At 49.0% G+C, this 17,742-nt stretch carries 17 protein-coding genes and 1 pseudogene; 12 read left to right on the top strand and 6 right to left on the bottom strand.

Translation table 11 applies throughout. The features are described from left to right. Positions 1 to 157: 157 nt before the first annotated feature. A complete protein-coding gene (gene smpB, locus C2M24_RS01260) occupies positions 158 to 640 on the bottom strand; it encodes an SsrA-binding protein SmpB (RefSeq protein ID WP_105201024.1) in 483 nt (160 codons plus the stop codon). Between the two features lie 163 nt (positions 641 to 803). Between smpB and C2M24_RS01255 the strand changes: the two genes are divergently transcribed. Both C2M24_RS01255 and C2M24_RS01250 read left to right on the top strand, forming a co-directional pair. After that, complete coding sequence (locus C2M24_RS01255; protein ID WP_105201025.1) at positions 804 to 1,244, top strand: type II toxin-antitoxin system RatA family toxin; 441 nt, start codon at positions 804 to 806, stop codon at positions 1,242 to 1,244. Then, the gene (locus C2M24_RS01250) at positions 1,244 to 1,576 is read left to right on the top strand and encodes an RnfH family protein (protein ID WP_105213029.1); all 333 of its coding nucleotides are present in this window, start codon (positions 1,244 to 1,246) and stop codon (positions 1,574 to 1,576) included. Before C2M24_RS01255 ends, C2M24_RS01250 begins: the two co-directional genes overlap by 1 nt. Positions 1,577 to 1,642: 66 nt before the next feature. Here the strand turns inward: C2M24_RS01250 and C2M24_RS01245 are convergent, their stop codons facing one another. Further along, positions 1,643 to 2,005, bottom strand: coding sequence for an outer membrane protein assembly factor BamE (locus tag C2M24_RS01245; RefSeq protein ID WP_105201027.1), 363 nt, complete (start codon positions 2,003 to 2,005; stop codon positions 1,643 to 1,645). A 265-nt stretch (positions 2,006 to 2,270) separates the two neighbouring features. On the opposite strand from C2M24_RS01245, the gene C2M24_RS01240 reads away from it, so the two are divergent. Then, positions 2,271 to 2,570 (top strand): GIY-YIG nuclease family protein, encoded by a 300-nt coding sequence (locus C2M24_RS01240; RefSeq protein WP_105201028.1) that lies wholly within the window; start codon positions 2,271 to 2,273, stop codon positions 2,568 to 2,570. Here C2M24_RS01240 and C2M24_RS01235 read toward each other — a convergent pair. The 3 genes from C2M24_RS01235 to ilvC all read right to left on the bottom strand — a co-directional run bounded on the left by C2M24_RS01235 (position 2,518) and on the right by ilvC (position 6,249). Next, entirely contained in the window at positions 2,518 to 3,411 is an 894-nt protein-coding gene (locus tag C2M24_RS01235; protein ID WP_105213028.1) for a M20/M25/M40 family metallo-hydrolase, read from the bottom strand. The two genes, C2M24_RS01240 and C2M24_RS01235, sit on opposite strands and share 53 nt — an antisense overlap. Next, entirely contained in the window at positions 3,408 to 4,577 is a 1,170-nt protein-coding gene (locus C2M24_RS01230) for a tetratricopeptide repeat protein (protein WP_105213027.1), read from the bottom strand. The genes C2M24_RS01235 and C2M24_RS01230 overlap by 4 nt, the downstream gene beginning before the upstream one ends. Positions 4,578 to 4,776: 199 nt before the next feature. After that, positions 4,777 to 6,249 (bottom strand): ketol-acid reductoisomerase, encoded by a 1,473-nt coding sequence (ilvC, locus tag C2M24_RS01225; RefSeq protein WP_105213026.1) that lies wholly within the window; start codon positions 6,247 to 6,249, stop codon positions 4,777 to 4,779. A gap of 120 nt (positions 6,250 to 6,369) precedes the next feature. Between ilvC and ilvY the strand changes: the two genes are divergently transcribed. From ilvY to C2M24_RS01180, 9 genes and pseudogenes are all read left to right on the top strand, one after another. After that, positions 6,370 to 7,251, top strand: coding sequence for an HTH-type transcriptional activator IlvY (gene ilvY / locus C2M24_RS01220; protein ID WP_105213025.1), 882 nt, complete (start codon positions 6,370 to 6,372; stop codon positions 7,249 to 7,251). 110 nt (positions 7,252 to 7,361) lie between these two features. Beyond that, positions 7,362 to 8,192 (top strand): MipA/OmpV family protein, encoded by an 831-nt coding sequence (locus C2M24_RS01215; protein ID WP_105213024.1) that lies wholly within the window; start codon positions 7,362 to 7,364, stop codon positions 8,190 to 8,192. 10 nt (positions 8,193 to 8,202) lie between these two features. Beyond that, positions 8,203 to 8,574: a DUF3019 domain-containing protein gene (locus tag C2M24_RS01210; protein WP_158681444.1), complete on the top strand. Its 372-nt coding sequence runs from the start codon at positions 8,203 to 8,205 to the stop codon at positions 8,572 to 8,574. Between the two features lie 15 nt (positions 8,575 to 8,589). Further along, positions 8,590 to 9,282 (top strand): response regulator, encoded by a 693-nt coding sequence (locus tag C2M24_RS01205; RefSeq protein WP_105201035.1) that lies wholly within the window; start codon positions 8,590 to 8,592, stop codon positions 9,280 to 9,282. Between the two features lie 5 nt (positions 9,283 to 9,287). Then, positions 9,288 to 10,535 carry an ATP-binding protein gene (locus tag C2M24_RS01200; protein WP_105213023.1) on the top strand — a complete coding sequence of 416 codons (1,248 nt, stop codon included), beginning with the start codon at positions 9,288 to 9,290 and terminating at the stop codon, positions 10,533 to 10,535. Positions 10,536 to 10,679: 144 nt separating this feature from the next. After that, positions 10,680 to 12,497 carry a cadherin repeat domain-containing protein gene (locus tag C2M24_RS01195; RefSeq protein ID WP_105213022.1) on the top strand — a complete coding sequence of 606 codons (1,818 nt, stop codon included), beginning with the start codon at positions 10,680 to 10,682 and terminating at the stop codon, positions 12,495 to 12,497. A 126-nt stretch (positions 12,498 to 12,623) separates the two neighbouring features. Beyond that, positions 12,624 to 13,898, top strand: a complete 1,275-nt coding sequence (locus C2M24_RS01190) for an imelysin family protein (protein ID WP_105213021.1) — start codon at positions 12,624 to 12,626, stop codon at positions 13,896 to 13,898. An 8-nt stretch (positions 13,899 to 13,906) separates the two neighbouring features. Continuing rightward, positions 13,907 to 16,113: pseudogene (locus tag C2M24_RS01185) on the top strand (TonB-dependent receptor family protein). 58 nt (positions 16,114 to 16,171) lie between these two features. Then, the gene (locus C2M24_RS01180) at positions 16,172 to 17,155 is read left to right on the top strand and encodes a sterol desaturase family protein (RefSeq protein ID WP_105213020.1); all 984 of its coding nucleotides are present in this window, start codon (positions 16,172 to 16,174) and stop codon (positions 17,153 to 17,155) included. A gap of 96 nt (positions 17,156 to 17,251) precedes the next feature. Here the strand turns inward: C2M24_RS01180 and C2M24_RS01175 are convergent, their stop codons facing one another. After that, positions 17,252 to 17,518 carry a hypothetical protein gene (locus C2M24_RS01175; protein ID WP_105201041.1) on the bottom strand — a complete coding sequence of 89 codons (267 nt, stop codon included), beginning with the start codon at positions 17,516 to 17,518 and terminating at the stop codon, positions 17,252 to 17,254. Between the last annotated feature and the right edge of the window lie 224 nt (positions 17,519 to 17,742).

Below are 17,742 nucleotides of genomic sequence, written 5' to 3'. Positions count from 1 at the left end.
TATTTTACGATTACGGGGGAAAGGCAGAAAGGGCGGCGCTTGTGGGCGCTACAGGCGAGGGGAATGCAATATTTTGTTACTAGGTTGTGGCTCTAGGCAATGGCTCTAGATCAGGTTGGCAGGTAAAGGGCATAAAAAAAGCGAACCTGGGTTCGCTTTATTTTGCCTTGTGCTTTAGGGTTCGCTCTTTTTCGCGGGCCCAGTCCTTTTCTTTGGTATCGGCACGCTTATCGTGCATCTTTTTACCCTTGGCGAGGTAAAACTCCAATTTCACCCAGCATTTTTTCCAATACATGGCGGTGGCAATTAAAGAGTAACCTTCGCGCTCGGTGGCGCCGATCAGCCGGTCAATTTCACGCTTATTTAAAAGCAACTTGCGATAGCGCATGGGATCGCAAATGGTATGGGTTGAGGCGCTGTTCAGGGGTTGGATTTGGCTCCCCAATAGGTAGGCTTCCCCGTTCTTTATATGAATATAGGTTTCGGAGATATTTACCTTACCGGCGCGAATACTTTTCACTTCCCAGCCTTGAAGCTCAAGGCCGGCCTCGAATTTATCGTGTAAAAAATACTCATGACGCGCTTTTTTGTTAAGCGCGATGGTATTTGAGGTCGATTTTGCTGTTTTTTTCTTTGCCATAGTGGCGCCATTATACTGATTGTATGTGTATTTACACCAGTTTTTTATTACCTGCTTGGAGCTTGATGCGGGGTCTGATATTAACCCTATGCAGGTGCCTTGCGAATGCCCCTTGGGGCTGGCCCTAAAGCTTGCTAGAATTGCGCTGTTGTGAGGAGAGGTTATGCCACAAATAGAAAAATCAGCGCTGGTGATGTATAGCAGCAAGGAAATGTTCGACCTGGTCAATGATGTCGATGCATACCCGGAGTTTTTACCCCATTGCAGTGACGCCAAGGTGTTTGCACAGCAGCAAAATCATATGCGCGCCGGATTGGAAATATCCAAGGCCGGACTAAAAAAGTGGTTTACCACCGAAAACACGCTTGATGCCGAGCAGCACACCATAGCCCTGGCTTTGGTGGATGGCCCCTTTAAGCATTTGCATGGTCATTGGCAGTTTATGCCCCTGGATGAGCATGCCTGCAAGGTGAGCCTTAAATTGGAATTCGAGTTTGCCAGCAAGTTGGTGGAAATGGCCTTTGGTCGCGTCTTTAATGAGGTCGCGAAAAACATGGTGCAGGCTTTTACCCAGCGCGCCAAAGTGGTGTACGGAGAGCGTTAATGATAGAAGTTGAAGTGGTCTTTGCCTTGCCCGATAAAGCAACCGTGCTCAGTGTTGAAGTGCCCAAGGGCAGCACAGCCGAAGAAGCGGTATTGAAATCGGGAATAGTGGAAAAGTGCCCGGAAATTGATATGAAAAACCTGACCCTGGGTATTTGGAACCGCACCTGCAAGCTGGATACCGAGCTTAAAGCCGGTGACAGGGTAGAGATTTACCGTCCGCTTATTGCCGATCCTAAAGAAGCGCGCCGTAAACGCGCGGAAAAAGCTAAAGAAGAAGGACGAGCCAATAAAATCACTGGCGCCAAGGTGAAAAGCGATGACCAAGGTTAAAGGGTTAAAATAATAGCTTGAGTATAAAAAAAACGCAGCCTGGGCTGCGTTTTTTACATCAGTTCGCTATTGTTCTAGCGGAGTATTAAAGTCTTCTGGTTGCTCGTAATCTTCCGAGCTGATGCTCACCAGGCGCTCGTTGGCAAATTGCAGCTTCAGCTGTTTGCGTTGTTCGGACTGGCGGTCAAGGTTGAAAACATAAAGGTAATACCAGGTATCCTTGTCGAAAGCATCCTGTGCAACAGGCTTACCAAGCACGTAAAGTACTTGCTCGCGGGTCATATCAACACGTAATTTATCAACGTCGGATTGTTCTAGAAAGTTTCCCTGGGGAATATTGATGCGGTAGACCCAACTAGAGCATGCACTTAAACTACTGCATACAATAACGATGGCTGCTACCAGCGAAAACTGTTTAAACCACTGCATGTTCGATTATCAGTCCTTATTTATTGTTGTTAGCATGATACCCATTCGACACCGAAGGTAAAGCGCGAAATCATAAATCATACCAATTCTGTTAAGTATGTGATCAGATATAGCGCTGGATAAATGTTGTGATAACAAGGCAGAATTTTTCTTATGTTATTCTACATCGAAAAATTTCAACACAGTTAGCACGATATTTAGCCCGCTAGAGTGATTAGCTATTTAAGTGAATTGGTATAAGACCCTAACCGAGGTAATTAGTTTAATGAGTTTAGATAAATCCGAGTTGTGGTGGCTGTATATTGTGCAAACAAAATACGGTCATTGGTATACCGGAGTCAGTAATAATGTCGTTAAACGCCTGCAGGCCCATGAGCAGGGTAAGGGGGCGAAAAACCTCAAGGGCAAGGGTCCGCTCACCTTGGTTTTCACTATGCCTGTGGGCACGCGCAGCGCTGCCTGTAAACTAGAGAACGAGGTTAAAAAGCGTAGTCGTGCCGGCAAAGAAAAGTTTATTCACGAACATGAAAATCATCGCACCGAGATCCTAGCAACTCCCCAATAAACTGGGTTAATAATTGCAGCGTTTGCGCATAACGCTCGTCGTGGATCTGCGCTATCGTGTCGCTTGTTTGATGATAATGGGGGTCATCTGCGGCGGTGACAAAGATAAAGGGCAATTTTTGCCGAGCAAAAGCCCAATGATCGCTGGCCCTTAGCCAGTCGATACGCTCGCCATCAAGACGGCGATTAATACTGCGGTTGCTTCTGGCCAATTGGGTTCTTATTGGACTGTTATCTAAATGCTTTTTCGCTATCGGGCATAATGACTCTCGGGTATAGAAAAAAAGCCGACTGTTGGCGCGCGGTAAATTAAGCATATCGAGATTAATATTAAGGCGCACCGCATCATGGTCTTTGTTTTCGACAAAGTGTTTGGCGCCATACAGGCCATTTTCTTCGGCATCGAAGGCGGCAAAGGTGATGTGCTTACGCAGCGGATGCAGCTGCTCGGCGAGATACAATATAGCGGCGACGCCAGAGGCGTTGTCATTGGCTCCGGGGTAATAATTATGTCCTGAGTTTCCCAAATGATCGTAATGAGCGCTGATCACCACACAATTTTGCAGGCAATCATTGCTGATAATATTACGCCCTTGACCCTGTTGAAAAAAGCCTTGCTTAAAGGCAAAGGGCTGCACCTGAGTTTGATATCCCAATTGTTGTAGCCGCCTTTGCACATAATCACCGGCTTGGGCACCGCTATTGCTGCCCGCCTTGCGCCCGCCCAGAGCTTCGCTGCTCAGGTAGGTTAAATCTCTGTGCCATTGGGGTGAACTTGTTGCCATGGCCGGGTTTGCCGCCAGCCAAATAAGCGCCGTGGCTAAAAATATGAGTGTCTTCATCGATTGTTAGCTACTAGCTCCAAGCTTGCCAGTTTGCCGCGGTAACGCAATTTATCATAGTCAAATTGCGCCCGCTTTTGCGCCATCAGCAAGTAGCGGCGTGTGGCCTTAATATCGCCCATCAGGTAATAGGTGTGAGCCATGCCGAAGTAGCTTTCGTGAATGCGCTCGTCCAGTTCGCGCGCCTTACGAAAGTGAGTAAGTGCCTTAGCGTACTGTTTTTGTACCAGGCTGTCGTTACCCAGGGCTATATGATAGTAGGGGTTGTTTTTGCGCATTTGCACCAGCTTATGCTCTATCTCCTCGGCTTGTTGTTCGCGCCCGGTATGACGATACAGAATCGCCAGATTTCCGAGCGCCGTGTTGTTATCCTTGTCGATATTGATGGCGTATTGATAGATGCGCTCGGCGCGCTCATAGTCATCGATTAAACGATAGAGGATGCCTAAATTACCCCAGCCGCCGGAGTAATAGGGATCCATTTGTGTGGCCGCATAGAAGTAACTGTAGGCGCGCTCATAGTCTTGATCTACCAAGGCGGTGGCGCCCTTGTTGTTATAAAACATGGCGGCGACGCGCTCTTTGGTGATGTCTGTGATTTTAAACTGGCTGCCGGATAAATCCGGGGCAAAGTCCACGGTTACCTCACGTTCGGCGTTGTAAAGTTCATAAACGTCATTACGGCGACGCGGCGTATATAAGCGCAGGTTAATATGGCCGGTGAGCAGGTTATAGCCGCGATTAAGGGCCCAGTACTCGGGAATATGTACGCGCTGGAATTGCCCCTGAAGACCCAGGTGTTCGGCCATGCTAAAGGCCAAAATGGACAGCGACAAACAGTTGGCATTGAGTTGTTTATAGGTTTGCGCTGCGGTCAGGGTAGCACCGGATTGATAGCGCACGCTTTTGTCGCCGTTTTCCAAAATGAGCATCATTAAGCGCTTGGTGGCGCTGAGATTACCAGAACGGGTGGCAAAGACGTTATTTAACTGGGCTTTCATGGTACTGGTTAGTGCAAATATTTCCTCCAAACTTTCCACCGGTTGGGCCTGAAGCTGCGGGTGTTGAGCTAAATTAATCGGTGGTGGAGGAAGCTCTGTGACTTGTGTGCTATTGCAGCCCCATAACAGCAAAAGTGGGATAACCAGGGTAATTAAGGCGCGCATACTAACCTCCACGGCTCAGGCGTATCTAAAACTTAGACCCCAATCCTTGGAAGAATACTCGCTTAAGTATAGTGGAGGCTGATGCTTCACCGGCAGGTGAATTGTTACAAAGCATGAATGGGTGTTTGATTCACAAAGAAAAAAAAGCCCTGCGCATAGAGGCAGGGCTGAAGGGAGTCACAGCGTTTAAAGGCGCTGTTTAAACAATTTTTTTCATTGCCGACATATAGCTGCGCAGCTTAGTGCCGACGATTTCCACCGGGTGGTTACGCAGCGCCGCGTTCACCTGGATCAAGGCTTGGTTATCAACGCCATTGTCCGTTTGCTCCAGACCGCGGCCGATCACATCCGTGTCGATATCGTGCATAAAGTCTTGTAGCAGGGGTAAACAGGCATGGTTATACAAGTAGCAGCCATATTCCGCGGTGTCAGAGATGGTGCGATTCATCTCATAAAGCTTTTTACGGGCTATGGTATTGGCGATAAGCGGCGTTTCATGGAGCGATTCATAATAGGCCGACTCGTCTTTAATGCCTGCTGCCGTCATGGTTTCATAGGCCAATTCAACACCGGCTTTAACCATGGCTATCATTAAGATACCGTTGTCGAAAAACTCCTGCTCGCTGATTTGTACATCGCTATTTTCTTGCTGTTCAAAGGCAGTTTCTGCCGTTGCCGCACGCCAGCTCAGTAATTTAACATCGTTTTCGGCCCAATCCGCCATCATGCCTTTGGAAAATTCGCCGCTGATGATGTCATCCATATGCTTGTTATAAAGCGGGCGCATAATGGTTTTCAGCTCTTCGCTTAGGGCAAAGGCCTTTAATTTTGCCGGGTTGCTCAAGCGGTCAAGCATATTGGTCACGCCGCCGTGTTTAAGTGCTTCGGTGATCACTTCCCAGCCGTATTGAATTAGCTTGGCGGCGTATCCGGCGTCTATGCCTTTTTCCACCATTTTATCGAAACACAGCAGTGAGCCGGTTTGTAGCATGCCACATAAAATGGTTTGCTCACCCATAAGGTCCGATTTTACCTCGGCCACAAAGGATGACAGCAAAACGCCGGCGCGATCGCCACCTGTGCCCGCGGCATAGGCTTTAGCCTGAGCCAGGCCCTTTCCTTGTGGATCGTTTTCCGGGTGAACGGCGATAAGCGTAGGCACACCAAAGCCGCGCTTGTATTCTTCACGTACTTCCGACCCCGGACATTTAGGAGCCACCATGATCACAGTGATGTCATCACGGATCTGCTTGCCTTCTTCAACTATGTTAAAGCCATGAGAGTAAGCCAGGGTGGCGCCTTGCTTCATCAGTGGCATTACCGCATCAACTACGGCGCTATGCTGCTTGTCCGGAGTCAGGTTTAATACCAGATCCGCATCTGGGATAAGCTCTTCATAGGTGCCGACTACAAAGCCATTTTCGCTGGCATTAAGAAATGATTGGCGCTGCTCGCTAATGGCCGACTCACGCAGCGCATAACTAACGTTTAGGCCCGAATCACGCAGATTTAAACCCTGGTTGAGGCCCTGAGCACCACAGCCGACAATGACCAGTTTTTTGCCAAGTAGTACTTGGACGCCGTCGCTAAACTCGCTACGGTCCATAAATTCACATTGCCCTAATTGTGCCAACTGCTCACGCAGCGGTAGAGAGTTAAAGTAATTTGCCATTGTCGGTCCTTAAAATAGAAGTGCTGCAAATAGGTCTGCTATTGAATGTAGGCAAAATAGTGTATTGCGTAAAATGATATATTTGCATTATTGTATTGCAGATATTGAAACGAGGTGGCCATGCAACATAAGCAACTCCATTACTTTTTGGCGCTCGCCGAGACCTTACACTTTGGTCGCGCTAGCGAGCGCTGTTATATCAGTGCCTCGACCCTGAGCCGCAACATTAAGCAGCTAGAGCAGGAGGTAGGGAGCGAGCTGTTTGTGCGTGACAACCGTCAGGTACAGTTGACCTCGGCAGGCATGCATTTTATTCAATATGCCAAAAGCACCTTGGCTCATTGGCAGCAATTCAAAACCAGCCTGAGCCAGGAGCAGGAGGTAGCCGGTGAGCTCAGTATTTATTGCTCCGTCAGTGCCGCCTACAGCTTTTTAAACCCTTTGTTATCGGCACTGCGTCAGCGCCATGGCAAAATTGAAATGAAGTTGCATACAGGCGACCCGGCTCAGGCGCCGGAGCGGGTATTGGATCATCATGAAGACGTCGCCATCGCCGCCAGGCCCGAGCGTTTGGCACAACAATTGGCATTTTGTCGTTTGGGTTGGTCGGAGCTGGTGTTTATCGCCCCAAAAATTCCCTGTGAGGTGAGCCAGCAGATCAATCAGGGCGGGGCGATTGCCTGGGAGCAACTTCCCTTTGTTATTCCCGAGCAGGGGGAAAATCGCACCCGCTTGATTAATTGGTGGCGAGCAAGGCGGATACAGCCGCCCATTTATGCCCAGGTCAGTGGCCATGAAGCTCTGGTGTCCATGGTCAGTTTGGGTTTGGGGGTGGCCTTGATCCCGCAGGTGGTGTTAGAGAATAGTCCGTTTAGTGATAAGGTGCAGATAGTCAAAGTCGGCGATGCGCCACCGCCGTTTGAAATTGGCTTGGTGGCCTTGCAACGACGTCTGTCTGAGCCGGTGCTCGGCGCCTGCTGGCAGTTGGCTGAGCAATTATAAATGGCGTCTAAGTGACCAAAATGAAGTGATTTGTTAACGATTGTTATTGCATACTGAACAAAACCTTGACTGTTGCTAGGATAGCGGCACTTTTATTTTCGGGAAAGCATATGCGTTTAGGGCTTCATAATTCGGTGTTGAGTGCCGCCTTGGCTGCGTTTGGCAGTGGCGTACAGGCCAATGAGGTACCCTTAAAGCAATGGCATCTTGGCGTGAACATCGGCTATGGGATGATGACCAATCCGCTTTATGGCGGCGATGATGTGTCCTTGTATCTGGTTCCCGATATCGCCTATTACACAGATACTTGGTATCTCGACAACAATCAGCTGGGTTACACCTTTATTAACCAAGACGCGCATGTGCTCAGTGCTATTACCGAGATTAACCCGGAAACACGATTTTTTGTCGATTGGCACCCCAGCAGTGTATTTGCGCTGCAACAAATAGACAGTAATACTCCTTTAACAGCAGAAGGTCCGGCAAGAGTAAGAGTCGATGACCTTGATAAACGCCATTGGGCTCTCGATGCCGGTTTTGAATATCATTATTTCTCCCCGATAGGACAGTTTCAGGTCAAGGCTTTGGCGGATGTTAGCGATGTTTATCGCGGCTGGCGCGCCCAAGCAAGCTGGCGTTGGGGGTATCGTTTTGAACAATGGGTTTTGGAACCCAATATCGGCGTCAATTACAGCAGTAGCGAGCAGAGCGACTATTTTTATGGCTTAAGTCGTGAAGAAACAGGCGGTTATGCGGATGTTCTTGTTGGTAGCAGTGTCCAGCCCTATGCTAAAATAGACGTTAGCTATATAGTCGACGAACGCAATGCGCTGCGTATGCATTTAGGTTATATCGATTACGATACTCAGGCCAAAGCCAGCCCATTGTTTAAGGAATCTTCTTCGTTGACCTTATTTATCGGTGTGAAGCACCTTTTTTAGCATGATGAGTGTGGCGGCAACAGCAGTGATCGGCAGTGTGATGATAATGACAGCCATGCCCGCGTACAGTGACGAACTGCTGGAGATCTCGCCACAATATTGTGTGGTTGAAAACAAAGAACAGGCCTGTACAACTGAGGTCAATATTCGCTGGACTTTGCCCGAAGCCATACCGGTGTGTTTGCTGGAAAATAAGCGCACCTTGGGCTGTTGGCCCGCGCAGCAACAGGGGTTGTGGCAGTATAAAGCCGAGGTTCAGTTACCCGCCATATACTCCCTCACTCATGCGCACACAGGCGAATTAGTCGTAGATACCCAGCTGGAATTACAAACGTTACGCAGCTCGCGTCGACGCTTACGTTCCGTGTGGAGTTTTTTTTAATTCAGGAGTTGGCCCATGGCGAACATACTCTTAGTCGAAGACGATCTGGCTCTACAGGAGCTAACCCGGGACTACTTACAACAGAATAATCTCAATGTGGCAGTATTATCTCGCGGTGACGAGGTAATGGATTATGTGCAAAAGAATCAAGTGGACTTGATGATTTTAGACGTAATGCTGCCGGGCAAAGATGGCTTTGCCGTATGCCGCGAAGTGCGTGATAAGTATTCTTTCCCTATTTTGATGCTGACCGCCAAGGGTGAAGACTTCGATCAGGTGATCGGTCTGGAATTGGGCGCCGATGATTATGTGATCAAACCGGCAGAGCCCAGAGTACTGTTGGCACGTATTACCGCCTTATTACGCCGTACCCAAGAGCAAGATAAAGTGGTGCAAAGCGTCACCTTCGGCGAGCTGAAAATCGATAAAAACAGCCGTATCGTTACCTTAAAAGGCGGTGAGATCACCCTTACTTCCCATGAGTTTGAGCTTTTATGGTTGCTTGCCAGCAATGCCGGTGAGGTGTTAAGCCGTGAATATGTGCATGAGCAAATGATTGGCCGCCAATACGATGGCTTAGATCGCACCGTGGATGTGCGTATTTCGCGGCTGCGTAAAAAGCTCGGCGATAACAGTGATAAACCCTATAAAATCAAGACGGTTTGGGGTCAAGGTTATCTCTTTGTCAGCGACGCCTGGAGTGAATAACTAGCTTGGGCAAACTCTTTGTCAGCCTTTACTTATATATTATTGTTTCTCTGGTCATAGTGACCGGGGCCATAGAAAGGCTATGGCCCACAGAGGAGCAGTCGACACCTTTGGCGATGGAGTTGGGCAACAATTTTAAAGCCCTGGCGCAAAGCGATCTCGGTCGTCAGTATATTAATAGTCAATACCCCATGCGTTTGTTGCAGCGCAGCGATATCTCCCTCCCGAACGAGCTTGAGCAACGTCTTGAGCAGGCGCAGGCCGTGCATGTTTTCAATGCCGAAGAGCATTTGCTCTGGTATGTGCCCCTTGATGATCAAGAGTTATTACAAATAGGCCCAGTAGAATTGCCAAAGGCCCCAGGCGAGAACTTTGTCGGCCCTTATTTGCTGGTATTGCTGGTGGTTGGCGCACCGGTAGGGCTGTGGAGTCTAATGCTGTGGCGCGATTTTAATAAACTCAGTGAAACTTGTGCTCAGGTGGATGGCCGCACCGATATTAATGTCAGCGGAATGGGTCGCTCCTTCTTATTACCCATCACCGATGCCTTGCAGGTGATGCAGCAGCGCATTCATAGCCTGCTTAACGCTCAGCGTGAGCTTACATCATCCGTTTCTCATGAATTTCGCACGCCCCTGGCACGGCTTAAGTTTGCTCTGGCCATGCTAGAGCAGGGCAGCGACGAAAAGCAGCAAAAGTATATGCAGTCCATGACCTCGGATATTACCGAGCTGGAAAATTTAGTCAGCGAAATGCTCCACTACGCACGCTTAGATGCACAGAGACCGACCTTGGCGCTGGAACTGGTCGACCTTAATGAGCTGGTCGATAGCATGGTGGAAAAACTGAACTTTGACAGCAAGGTGCATATAGAGGTGTTGCACGAGCAACCTAACCTGTATCGCTGCGACCCGCACTTTTTAGCCCGTGCCCTGCAAAATCTGCTCGGCAATGCCATCAAGCATGCCCGCCATCATATTCAGGTGCGCATTTGTTCCAATGAGGAGCAATGCGATGTTTACATTGAGGATGATGGCGCCGGTATCGCAGAATCAAAACGGGCCGATATCTTTAAACCCTTTATTCGTCTCGACCAAAGCCGTGCCAAAAGCACTGGCGGCTATGGCCTAGGCTTGGCCATAACGGCAAAAATAGTGCAGTGGCACCAGGGTAAAATCAGTGTTGATAGCAGCGCCTTAGGCGGTGCTAAGTTCGTTATGTCACTGCCGCAAAACAAGTCAAAGCTCAATTAGTTCCTACTTCTTTAACAGGTGTTATCAAAACTAATAACTTAATTTAAATAAATTAATAAATGATATTGATTGTTATTTGCGTATCGTTATAATGTGCCCCTAATTACAAACAAGAATGATTATTATCTACCTTGGGATGACAACATGAACTTGCGCAAATCTCTACTGACTACCGCTGTACTAGCAGCAACCTTAGGCCTGACCGCATGTGGCGGTGGCTCTGGCTCGGATAACGGGGGCACGACTCCTCCACCGGTAAACAAAGCTCCTACAGATATTGCTGTTTCAGCAAGCTTGGTCAATGATGACCAGGTAGGTTTTGTGGTAGGGACACTAAACGCAACGGATGACAGCACATCGGGTTTAACCTTCAAACTCGCGGCCGATGAAGCCCTGTTTGAAATTGTTGATGGCACCACGCTAAAGCTAAAAGAGGGCATCGCCCTTAACTTTGAGCAGCAAAGCGATGCCAAGGTGACAGTGACGGTAACAGACGCAGGTGGCTTAACCTTTAGCAAAGAATTGACCATCAGCGTTGACGATGTTGAAGCTCAAGATGGCGTAAACATCTATGAGTTTGCTTCTAAACTGGGTGCTGGTTCTTCGGTCTCTTACAGCGGCCAGATCGCTCGCCACGCACTCTCGGCTGAAATTAAACACTATATCGGTCAGTTAACAGATGACTATGTAACTACTAATAGCCTTACGGGTGCCATGGTAAAAGCGCGTTTGCATGCTCTTTGGGGTGACGTTGACGGTTCATACGAGGTAGTAAAGGATGACAGCCTAAGCTTCCTTGGTGATATCGACACGGTACAACACTCATTTGCGGATATTTCCTCTTCGGGCAAAGAGCTTAGTCTAAAAATTGCAGGTAAAGACAGCCTGGACAAAATGCACAAAGCCTGGCAGGAAGAAGGTAACTTCCTGGGTTGGAATGATTTCGGCACACAAGCAAAGACGCCTGAAGGTTTGATCTTCCATTACTTTGATCTATTGGCCGCCAATATCGATAAATACAACGGCGGTGAAATGCTGGTCGACCCTGATGGCAACACCATCACCAAGCTTTATATCACTGAATCGGGCTTAGATTTAAACCAGCTTATTCAAAAGCACACCCTTGGCGCCCTGATGTTTTCGCAAGGTACCGATGACTACCTGGAAGAAAGCATAGGTTTTAACACGGACTCAGTAGATAACATCAACGGTGATCTGTACACCACGCTCGAGCACCACTTCGATGAAGGCTTCGGTTACTTCGGTGCGGCGCGCAACTACCTGGAATACAGCGATGATGAGCTTGCTGGTAAAGGCGGTCGCGAGGCCTTCGCCTCAGGGTATAACGACTATTCTGGCGATGGTCAGATCAACCTTAACTCAGAATATAACTGGGGTAACTCGACCAATGCCGCCAAGCGTGACCGTGGCGCCACGGTAACCACGGACTTCTCGGCGGCGGCCATGAATGCCTTTATCGCCGGTCGTAAGATTATCAACGACAACGTAGGCGCTAATCTTAACGCAGAGCAAATGGATGCCCTAAAAGTACAGCGTGATATCGCCGTCGCCAACTGGGAAAACGCCATTGCCGCTACCGTTGTACACTACATCAACGAGACTCACGCTGACTTAGACACGATTGCCGCTGGTATTGCTGTGGATCCAGAGGATAGTTATACAGCTGAGGACTTCGCTAACCTGGCCAAGCATTTCTCGGAAATGAAGGGCTTTGCCATGAACTTTCAGTTCAGCCCATTCACGCCGTTTAATGCTGCGGCTAATGAAGGTAAATTTGCCCAGTTGCATACCTTGCTAGGCGATATGCCAGTAGTAGGAGAAGGGGTGGATAAGGATGCAGACCTTGCAGCCATTGCCGCATATCAGGCGAACTTAATGGCGGCCCGCGACTTACTGCAAAACATCTACGGCTTTAACGCCGACAATGTTGCTAACTGGTAAGCAATGAAACAAGGCAACACGCCAACATAATAACTTTTAAGGCTAGTCGCGAGCATATTCGCGGCTGGCCTTTTGTCGTTTTCAGCACCTCCCAGCCACTGGGAGTTTGGCTAAATAGGATGAAATATGATTACTGCGAATTTTCGCGTTAAAACCCTGGCACTCGCCTTGACCTTGGCCCTGGTAGGCTGTGGCGAGAGCACTTCAAGCTCACAGGGCGAAGGCTTTAATAACGGCGGCGATCAAGGGGTGATCACCAACCCGACCACTTTCGATGAAGCGGCGCTGGTTGCCAGTCTGGTCGATAATGTAATTACCCCGGCTTACAGCCTGTTTTATACCCAGGCGCAAGCTCAGCGCACTGCCATTGCCGATTACTGCGCCCTTGAACAGGCGAGCATAGAAAGCAGATCGGAGCAGGCGTTAGCGGCGATGAGTACGGCGCAAAATGCCTGGTTAGATACCATGGGTGCCTGGCAGCAGGTGGAAGTGATGCAAATGGGGCCACTACTTAGCAACAGTGGTGAGCTGCGTAATCGCATCTATTCATGGCCGGCTATCAGCCGTTGCGGCATCGACCAGGATGTGGCCTATCACAAGGATGGGGTTATTAATCTGGACCCTAACCGTCCTTACGATATCAGCACCCGCACCGCCACTCGCCGTGGTTTGTTTGCGCTGCAGCATGTGCTATTTAACCCCCAGTACGATCATCACTGCAGCATCGCCAACGAGGCGCTGGCCGACTGGAATAGTTTACCCGAGCTTGAGCGCAAGGTGGCGCGCTGCGAATATGCGGTTACCGCCGCAGACGACCTGATCGTATCCGCCGAGGAGTTACTCAATAAATGGCAAGGCGACAACGGCTTTGCGGCACAGTTGAAAAGCGCCGGTGAGCCTAACTCTCAGTTTGAAAACGCCCACGTTGCCTTAAACCATATCTCCGATGCCATGTTCTACCTGACCGAAATGGTCAAGGATAAGAAGCTGGCCGAGCCTATCGGTATTTTACCTAACTCATGCGGCACCTCTGCCTGTGCCGAGGACGTAGAAAGCCTGGATGCAAAAAGCTCGCTTGCCAATATTCAGGCTAACCTCTTGGCGTTTGAAGCCCTGTTAGTGGGTCAGCAGCAAGGCCAGGAGGCCTTGGTGGGTTTTGACGATTATCTGGATGAAGAGCAGGCGACGGCCACCAAGGAGCGCATGTTATTGGCCATTAGCGAGACCAAGGCAGCGATAGCCGCCATCGACTCGAGCCTGGCCAGCGCGCTTATCGACAATGAACAGCAGGTACGTGACGTTCATACCAAGGTGAAAGCCATCACAGATGAGCTGAAAAACGACTTTATTAACGAACTTGCTCTTGAGCTTCCGGCTACTTCTGCCGGTGATAACGACTAAGGAAGACCATGAACTACAGTAAATTAGCCTTAGCCGTAAGCATCGCGGCGCTGGGATTTAACGCAGTTGCCGATGAAAAAAAATCCCTTGAGCATATTCAAATTATCAGCCACCACGACAAGCTGCGCACCGAAGCAGGCTCTGCGACTTTGATCGGTGAAGAACAACTCGAAGAGTTCGAATTTGATGATATTCACCGCGTCCTGTCACAGGTGCCTGGCGTCAATATTCGTGAAGAAGACGGCTTTGGTCTGCGCCCGAATATCGGCTTTCGTGGCGTGACTCCTGAGCGCAGTAAGAAGATCACCATCTTAGAAGACGGCGTATTAATAGGCCCCGCGCCTTATTCGGCGCCGGCTGCCTATTACTTCCCGGTAACCACCCGCATGACCGCGGTGGAAGTATTTAAAGGCCCTGCGGCCATTAAATATGGTCCCCAAACAGTGGCCGGTACCCTAAACCTGGTTAGCCGTCAGGTGCCTGATTATGCCACCGGTGGTATCGACCTAGCCGTGGGCGGCGATGGTTACAACAAGGCCCATGGTTATTACGGCGACCGCCAGGGTAACTTTGGCTTCTTGGTTGAAGGATTGCACTTAGAGAGTGATGGCTTCAAAGAGCTTGATGGCGGCGGCGACACTGGTTTTGAAAAAGACGACTTCTTGGTGAAGCTTGACTATCAACTTGATGGCGAACGTTTTGATCAGCGTTTTGAGCTTAAGCTCTCTTATGCCGATGAATTGTCGGACGAAACCTACTTAGGCCTAACCGACAGCGATTATGCACAAAATCCATACCGTCGTTATGCGGCGTCGCAACCGGCGCAAATGGATACAGAGCACACCCAGGTGATGTTCACCCATCAGCTTAGTGGCCAAGACTTTGATTTGACCACGCGTGTCTATCGTAATGATTATGAGCGAGCCTGGCTTAAGCTTAACGGCGTTGGCAACACCAGTGCCAGCCTCTCCGATATTCTCGCCAGCCCGGATGTGTATGAAGAGCAGTATCAGGTGATCACTGGTCAACGTGACTCCGTGCTTGCCGGTGAAACCACCTATTATCTGACCATGGGCACCAATGATCGCGAATACTATTCCCAGGGTATTCAGGTCGATGGTAATTGGCGCACGGCTTTGTTTGGCATGGATCACAAGGTCTCCTTTGGGGTGCGTTTCCATCAGGACGAAATAGAACGTAACCATTTTGAAGACACCTATGCCATGGTGGATGGCTTTAATACCAAGGTTGCCGATACTCGTCACTTCACCACCGAGAATACCGAATCGACCGATGCCTGGTCGGTTTACCTGGAAGATCAGGTGACACTAGGCCAGCTTACTCTGGGCCTGGGCGTACGCGGTGAATTGATGGATATGGAGTACCAAAACGACAAGCCGGATTTCGCCGATGACTATCAGCAAAAGACCACTCGCATCTGGCTTCCGGGCGTCAGCGGTTTTTATCAGTTGAATGAAGACAGTGGCTTATTATTCGGTGTGCATCAGGGCTTTGTGCCGTCGAGCCCTGCGGCTCCCGTACGTGCCGGTGAAGATGACTTTGAGAAAAGCGTTAACTACGAGTTCGGTGGCCGCTTTAACGATGGCGTGACCCGCTTTGAAGTGATCGGCTTCTTTAACGATTATTCGAATTTGATCGAAAGCTGTGGTCAATCAAACTGTGGTTCTCAAGGCCAGCTTGACCGTGAATTTAGCGGCGGTGAAGTGGATGTATGGGGTGTTGAGTCGCAATTGGCGCAAACCTATCCGTTGAATCTGCATCTGGATATCCCCATGAGTCTGACTTACACCTACACGCAAAGCGAATTCAAAGAAGAGCTGTTCTCCGAATTCGTGCAGTGGGGCCATATTCGTAAGGGCGATCGTCTGCCTTATTTGCCAACACACCAGGCTACTTTAAGCATTGGTTTGGCACATCAGGATTGGGCGCTGGATATGCTGGTTAGTATGTCAGTGATATGCCTGAGACCGCAGGTGTAGGTTATGAGGGCTTTGAACTGGCTCTGGCCGGGGAAGAAGTACCAGCCACGACAGTGGTGGACTTGGCTGCTCATTACGAGCTCGGTCAATACGGCCGCTTATATGCCAAGGTTGATAATTTGTTCGATCAGGATAAGATCATCAGCCGCCGTCCTTACGGTGCTCGCCCTGGCAAGCCACGTACTTTATCGATTGGCTACAAGTATCAGTTTTAATACCAATTCTGTTAAGTATGTAACTATTTAAGTGAATTGGTATATTTAGGAAAGGGTCATGATCGAGACAATTTGGCAAAGTATTGCACAAACGCCTGATTATCTTTTTGATGCCAATAAACGTATTTTTATTGGTTATATCATCATGGCCCTGCTATTAGCCCTGTTTGTTTATGCCAAGCGTCAAGGCAAAGCCTCCCCGCGTGGTTTTTTGCGCTATGTGTTTGCAAAAAAGATCTGGTGGGCCCCCAGTGCCCGCCAAGACTACCAGCTCTGGATTTACAACCGTATCCTCAAGGCCTTGCTTTTCGCTCCTGTGGTTCTGACCATGGTGCCGGTGGCTCTGGGCACCACCGAGGTGCTCGAAGCTCTATTTGGCAAGCCCAGGCCATTTGCGTTAAGCGAGACAAGTGTGGTGGTTATCTTTACCATCTTGTTGTTTTTGGCCGATGATTTCTCGCGCTTTATTCTGCATTATGCCCTGCATAAGATCCCCTTTTTATGGCACTACCATAAGGTTCATCATTCCGCTAAGGTGCTGACACCTTTTACCATTTATCGCTCGCATCCGCTGGAAAGCTACCTCTATGCTTGTCGTATGGCCTTGTCGCAAGGTCTAGTGGTAGGGCTGTGCTACTACCTTTTTGGTAATACCTTGTCGATGTTCGATATTCTCGGTGCCAACGTCTTTGTTTTTGCCTTTAATGCCATGGGCTCTAACCTACGGCATTCCCATGTCTGGCTGAGTTGGGGCAAGGGCGTGGAAAAATGGTTTATTAGCCCGGCCCAACATCAAATTCATCACAGTGACAATCCGGCTCATTTTGATACTAACCTGGGCTCGGCTCTGGCAATTTGGGACAGACTGTTTGGCACCCTGATCCGCGCCGATGAAGTGGGTAAAATCAATATAGGCGTTGGTCAATACGATGCCGGACACAATTCTATTTGGGCCATTTATACCAAGCCCTTTGTAGACTCTTTTGCCACTTTAGTGCCGCAACGATTCAAGAGCAAGGCGAAAAAACAGCCAGAAGCCTAGCTAATCGCAATTGGTGAATTTAGGTTGGAGTAGGGGGAAATAGGCTGGCGACGGGCATTGCCAGCCTATTAAAGTGAGGGAATAGGCCCTCATAAACTAGTGATATGTTTTGGCTTTGGCAAAACCCATTTCTTTGAGTTTACCGATTAAATCTGGGTCGTCTAAACGCGTCGGCGTGCTCTTGGTACGCATTGCATGATCTTTAGGCACCTGATAAACATCCAGCATCTTCTGGAATAACACGTAGCGCATGTACTGAGGTGTCACCCCCGCATCTTGAAGAGAATCAAGCTGTAACTGCACGTCTTGCAACTGTTGTGCATCTGGTTCCTGTAATGTCGTCATCTTTTTGTTGATGGACATACCACCTCCTACCTGGGTACTGCGCAAAAACCTTCCTTAATGCTGGCGTAAGTGAACTCAAATTTTGTGTTAAAAATAGAGACTTATATCAGCCTGGAAATTAAGTGTACTCCTTTTTTGAGTGCTATGACCAGTTGCCGTGTAAAGCTTTGTAAATAGGGTGAGAATGAGCGCAGGCTGATGTGATGAGTTCGCAGAAATATGGTGATAACTCAAGAGCCTGA

Origin of the sequence: Pseudoalteromonas sp. T1lg22 (genome assembly GCF_002964645.1) — a bacterium.
GTDB lineage: Bacteria > Pseudomonadota > Gammaproteobacteria > Enterobacterales > Alteromonadaceae > Pseudoalteromonas.
Note: the sequence above shows the minus strand (reverse complement) of the source record. Positions and strands in the feature narration are given on the sequence as shown.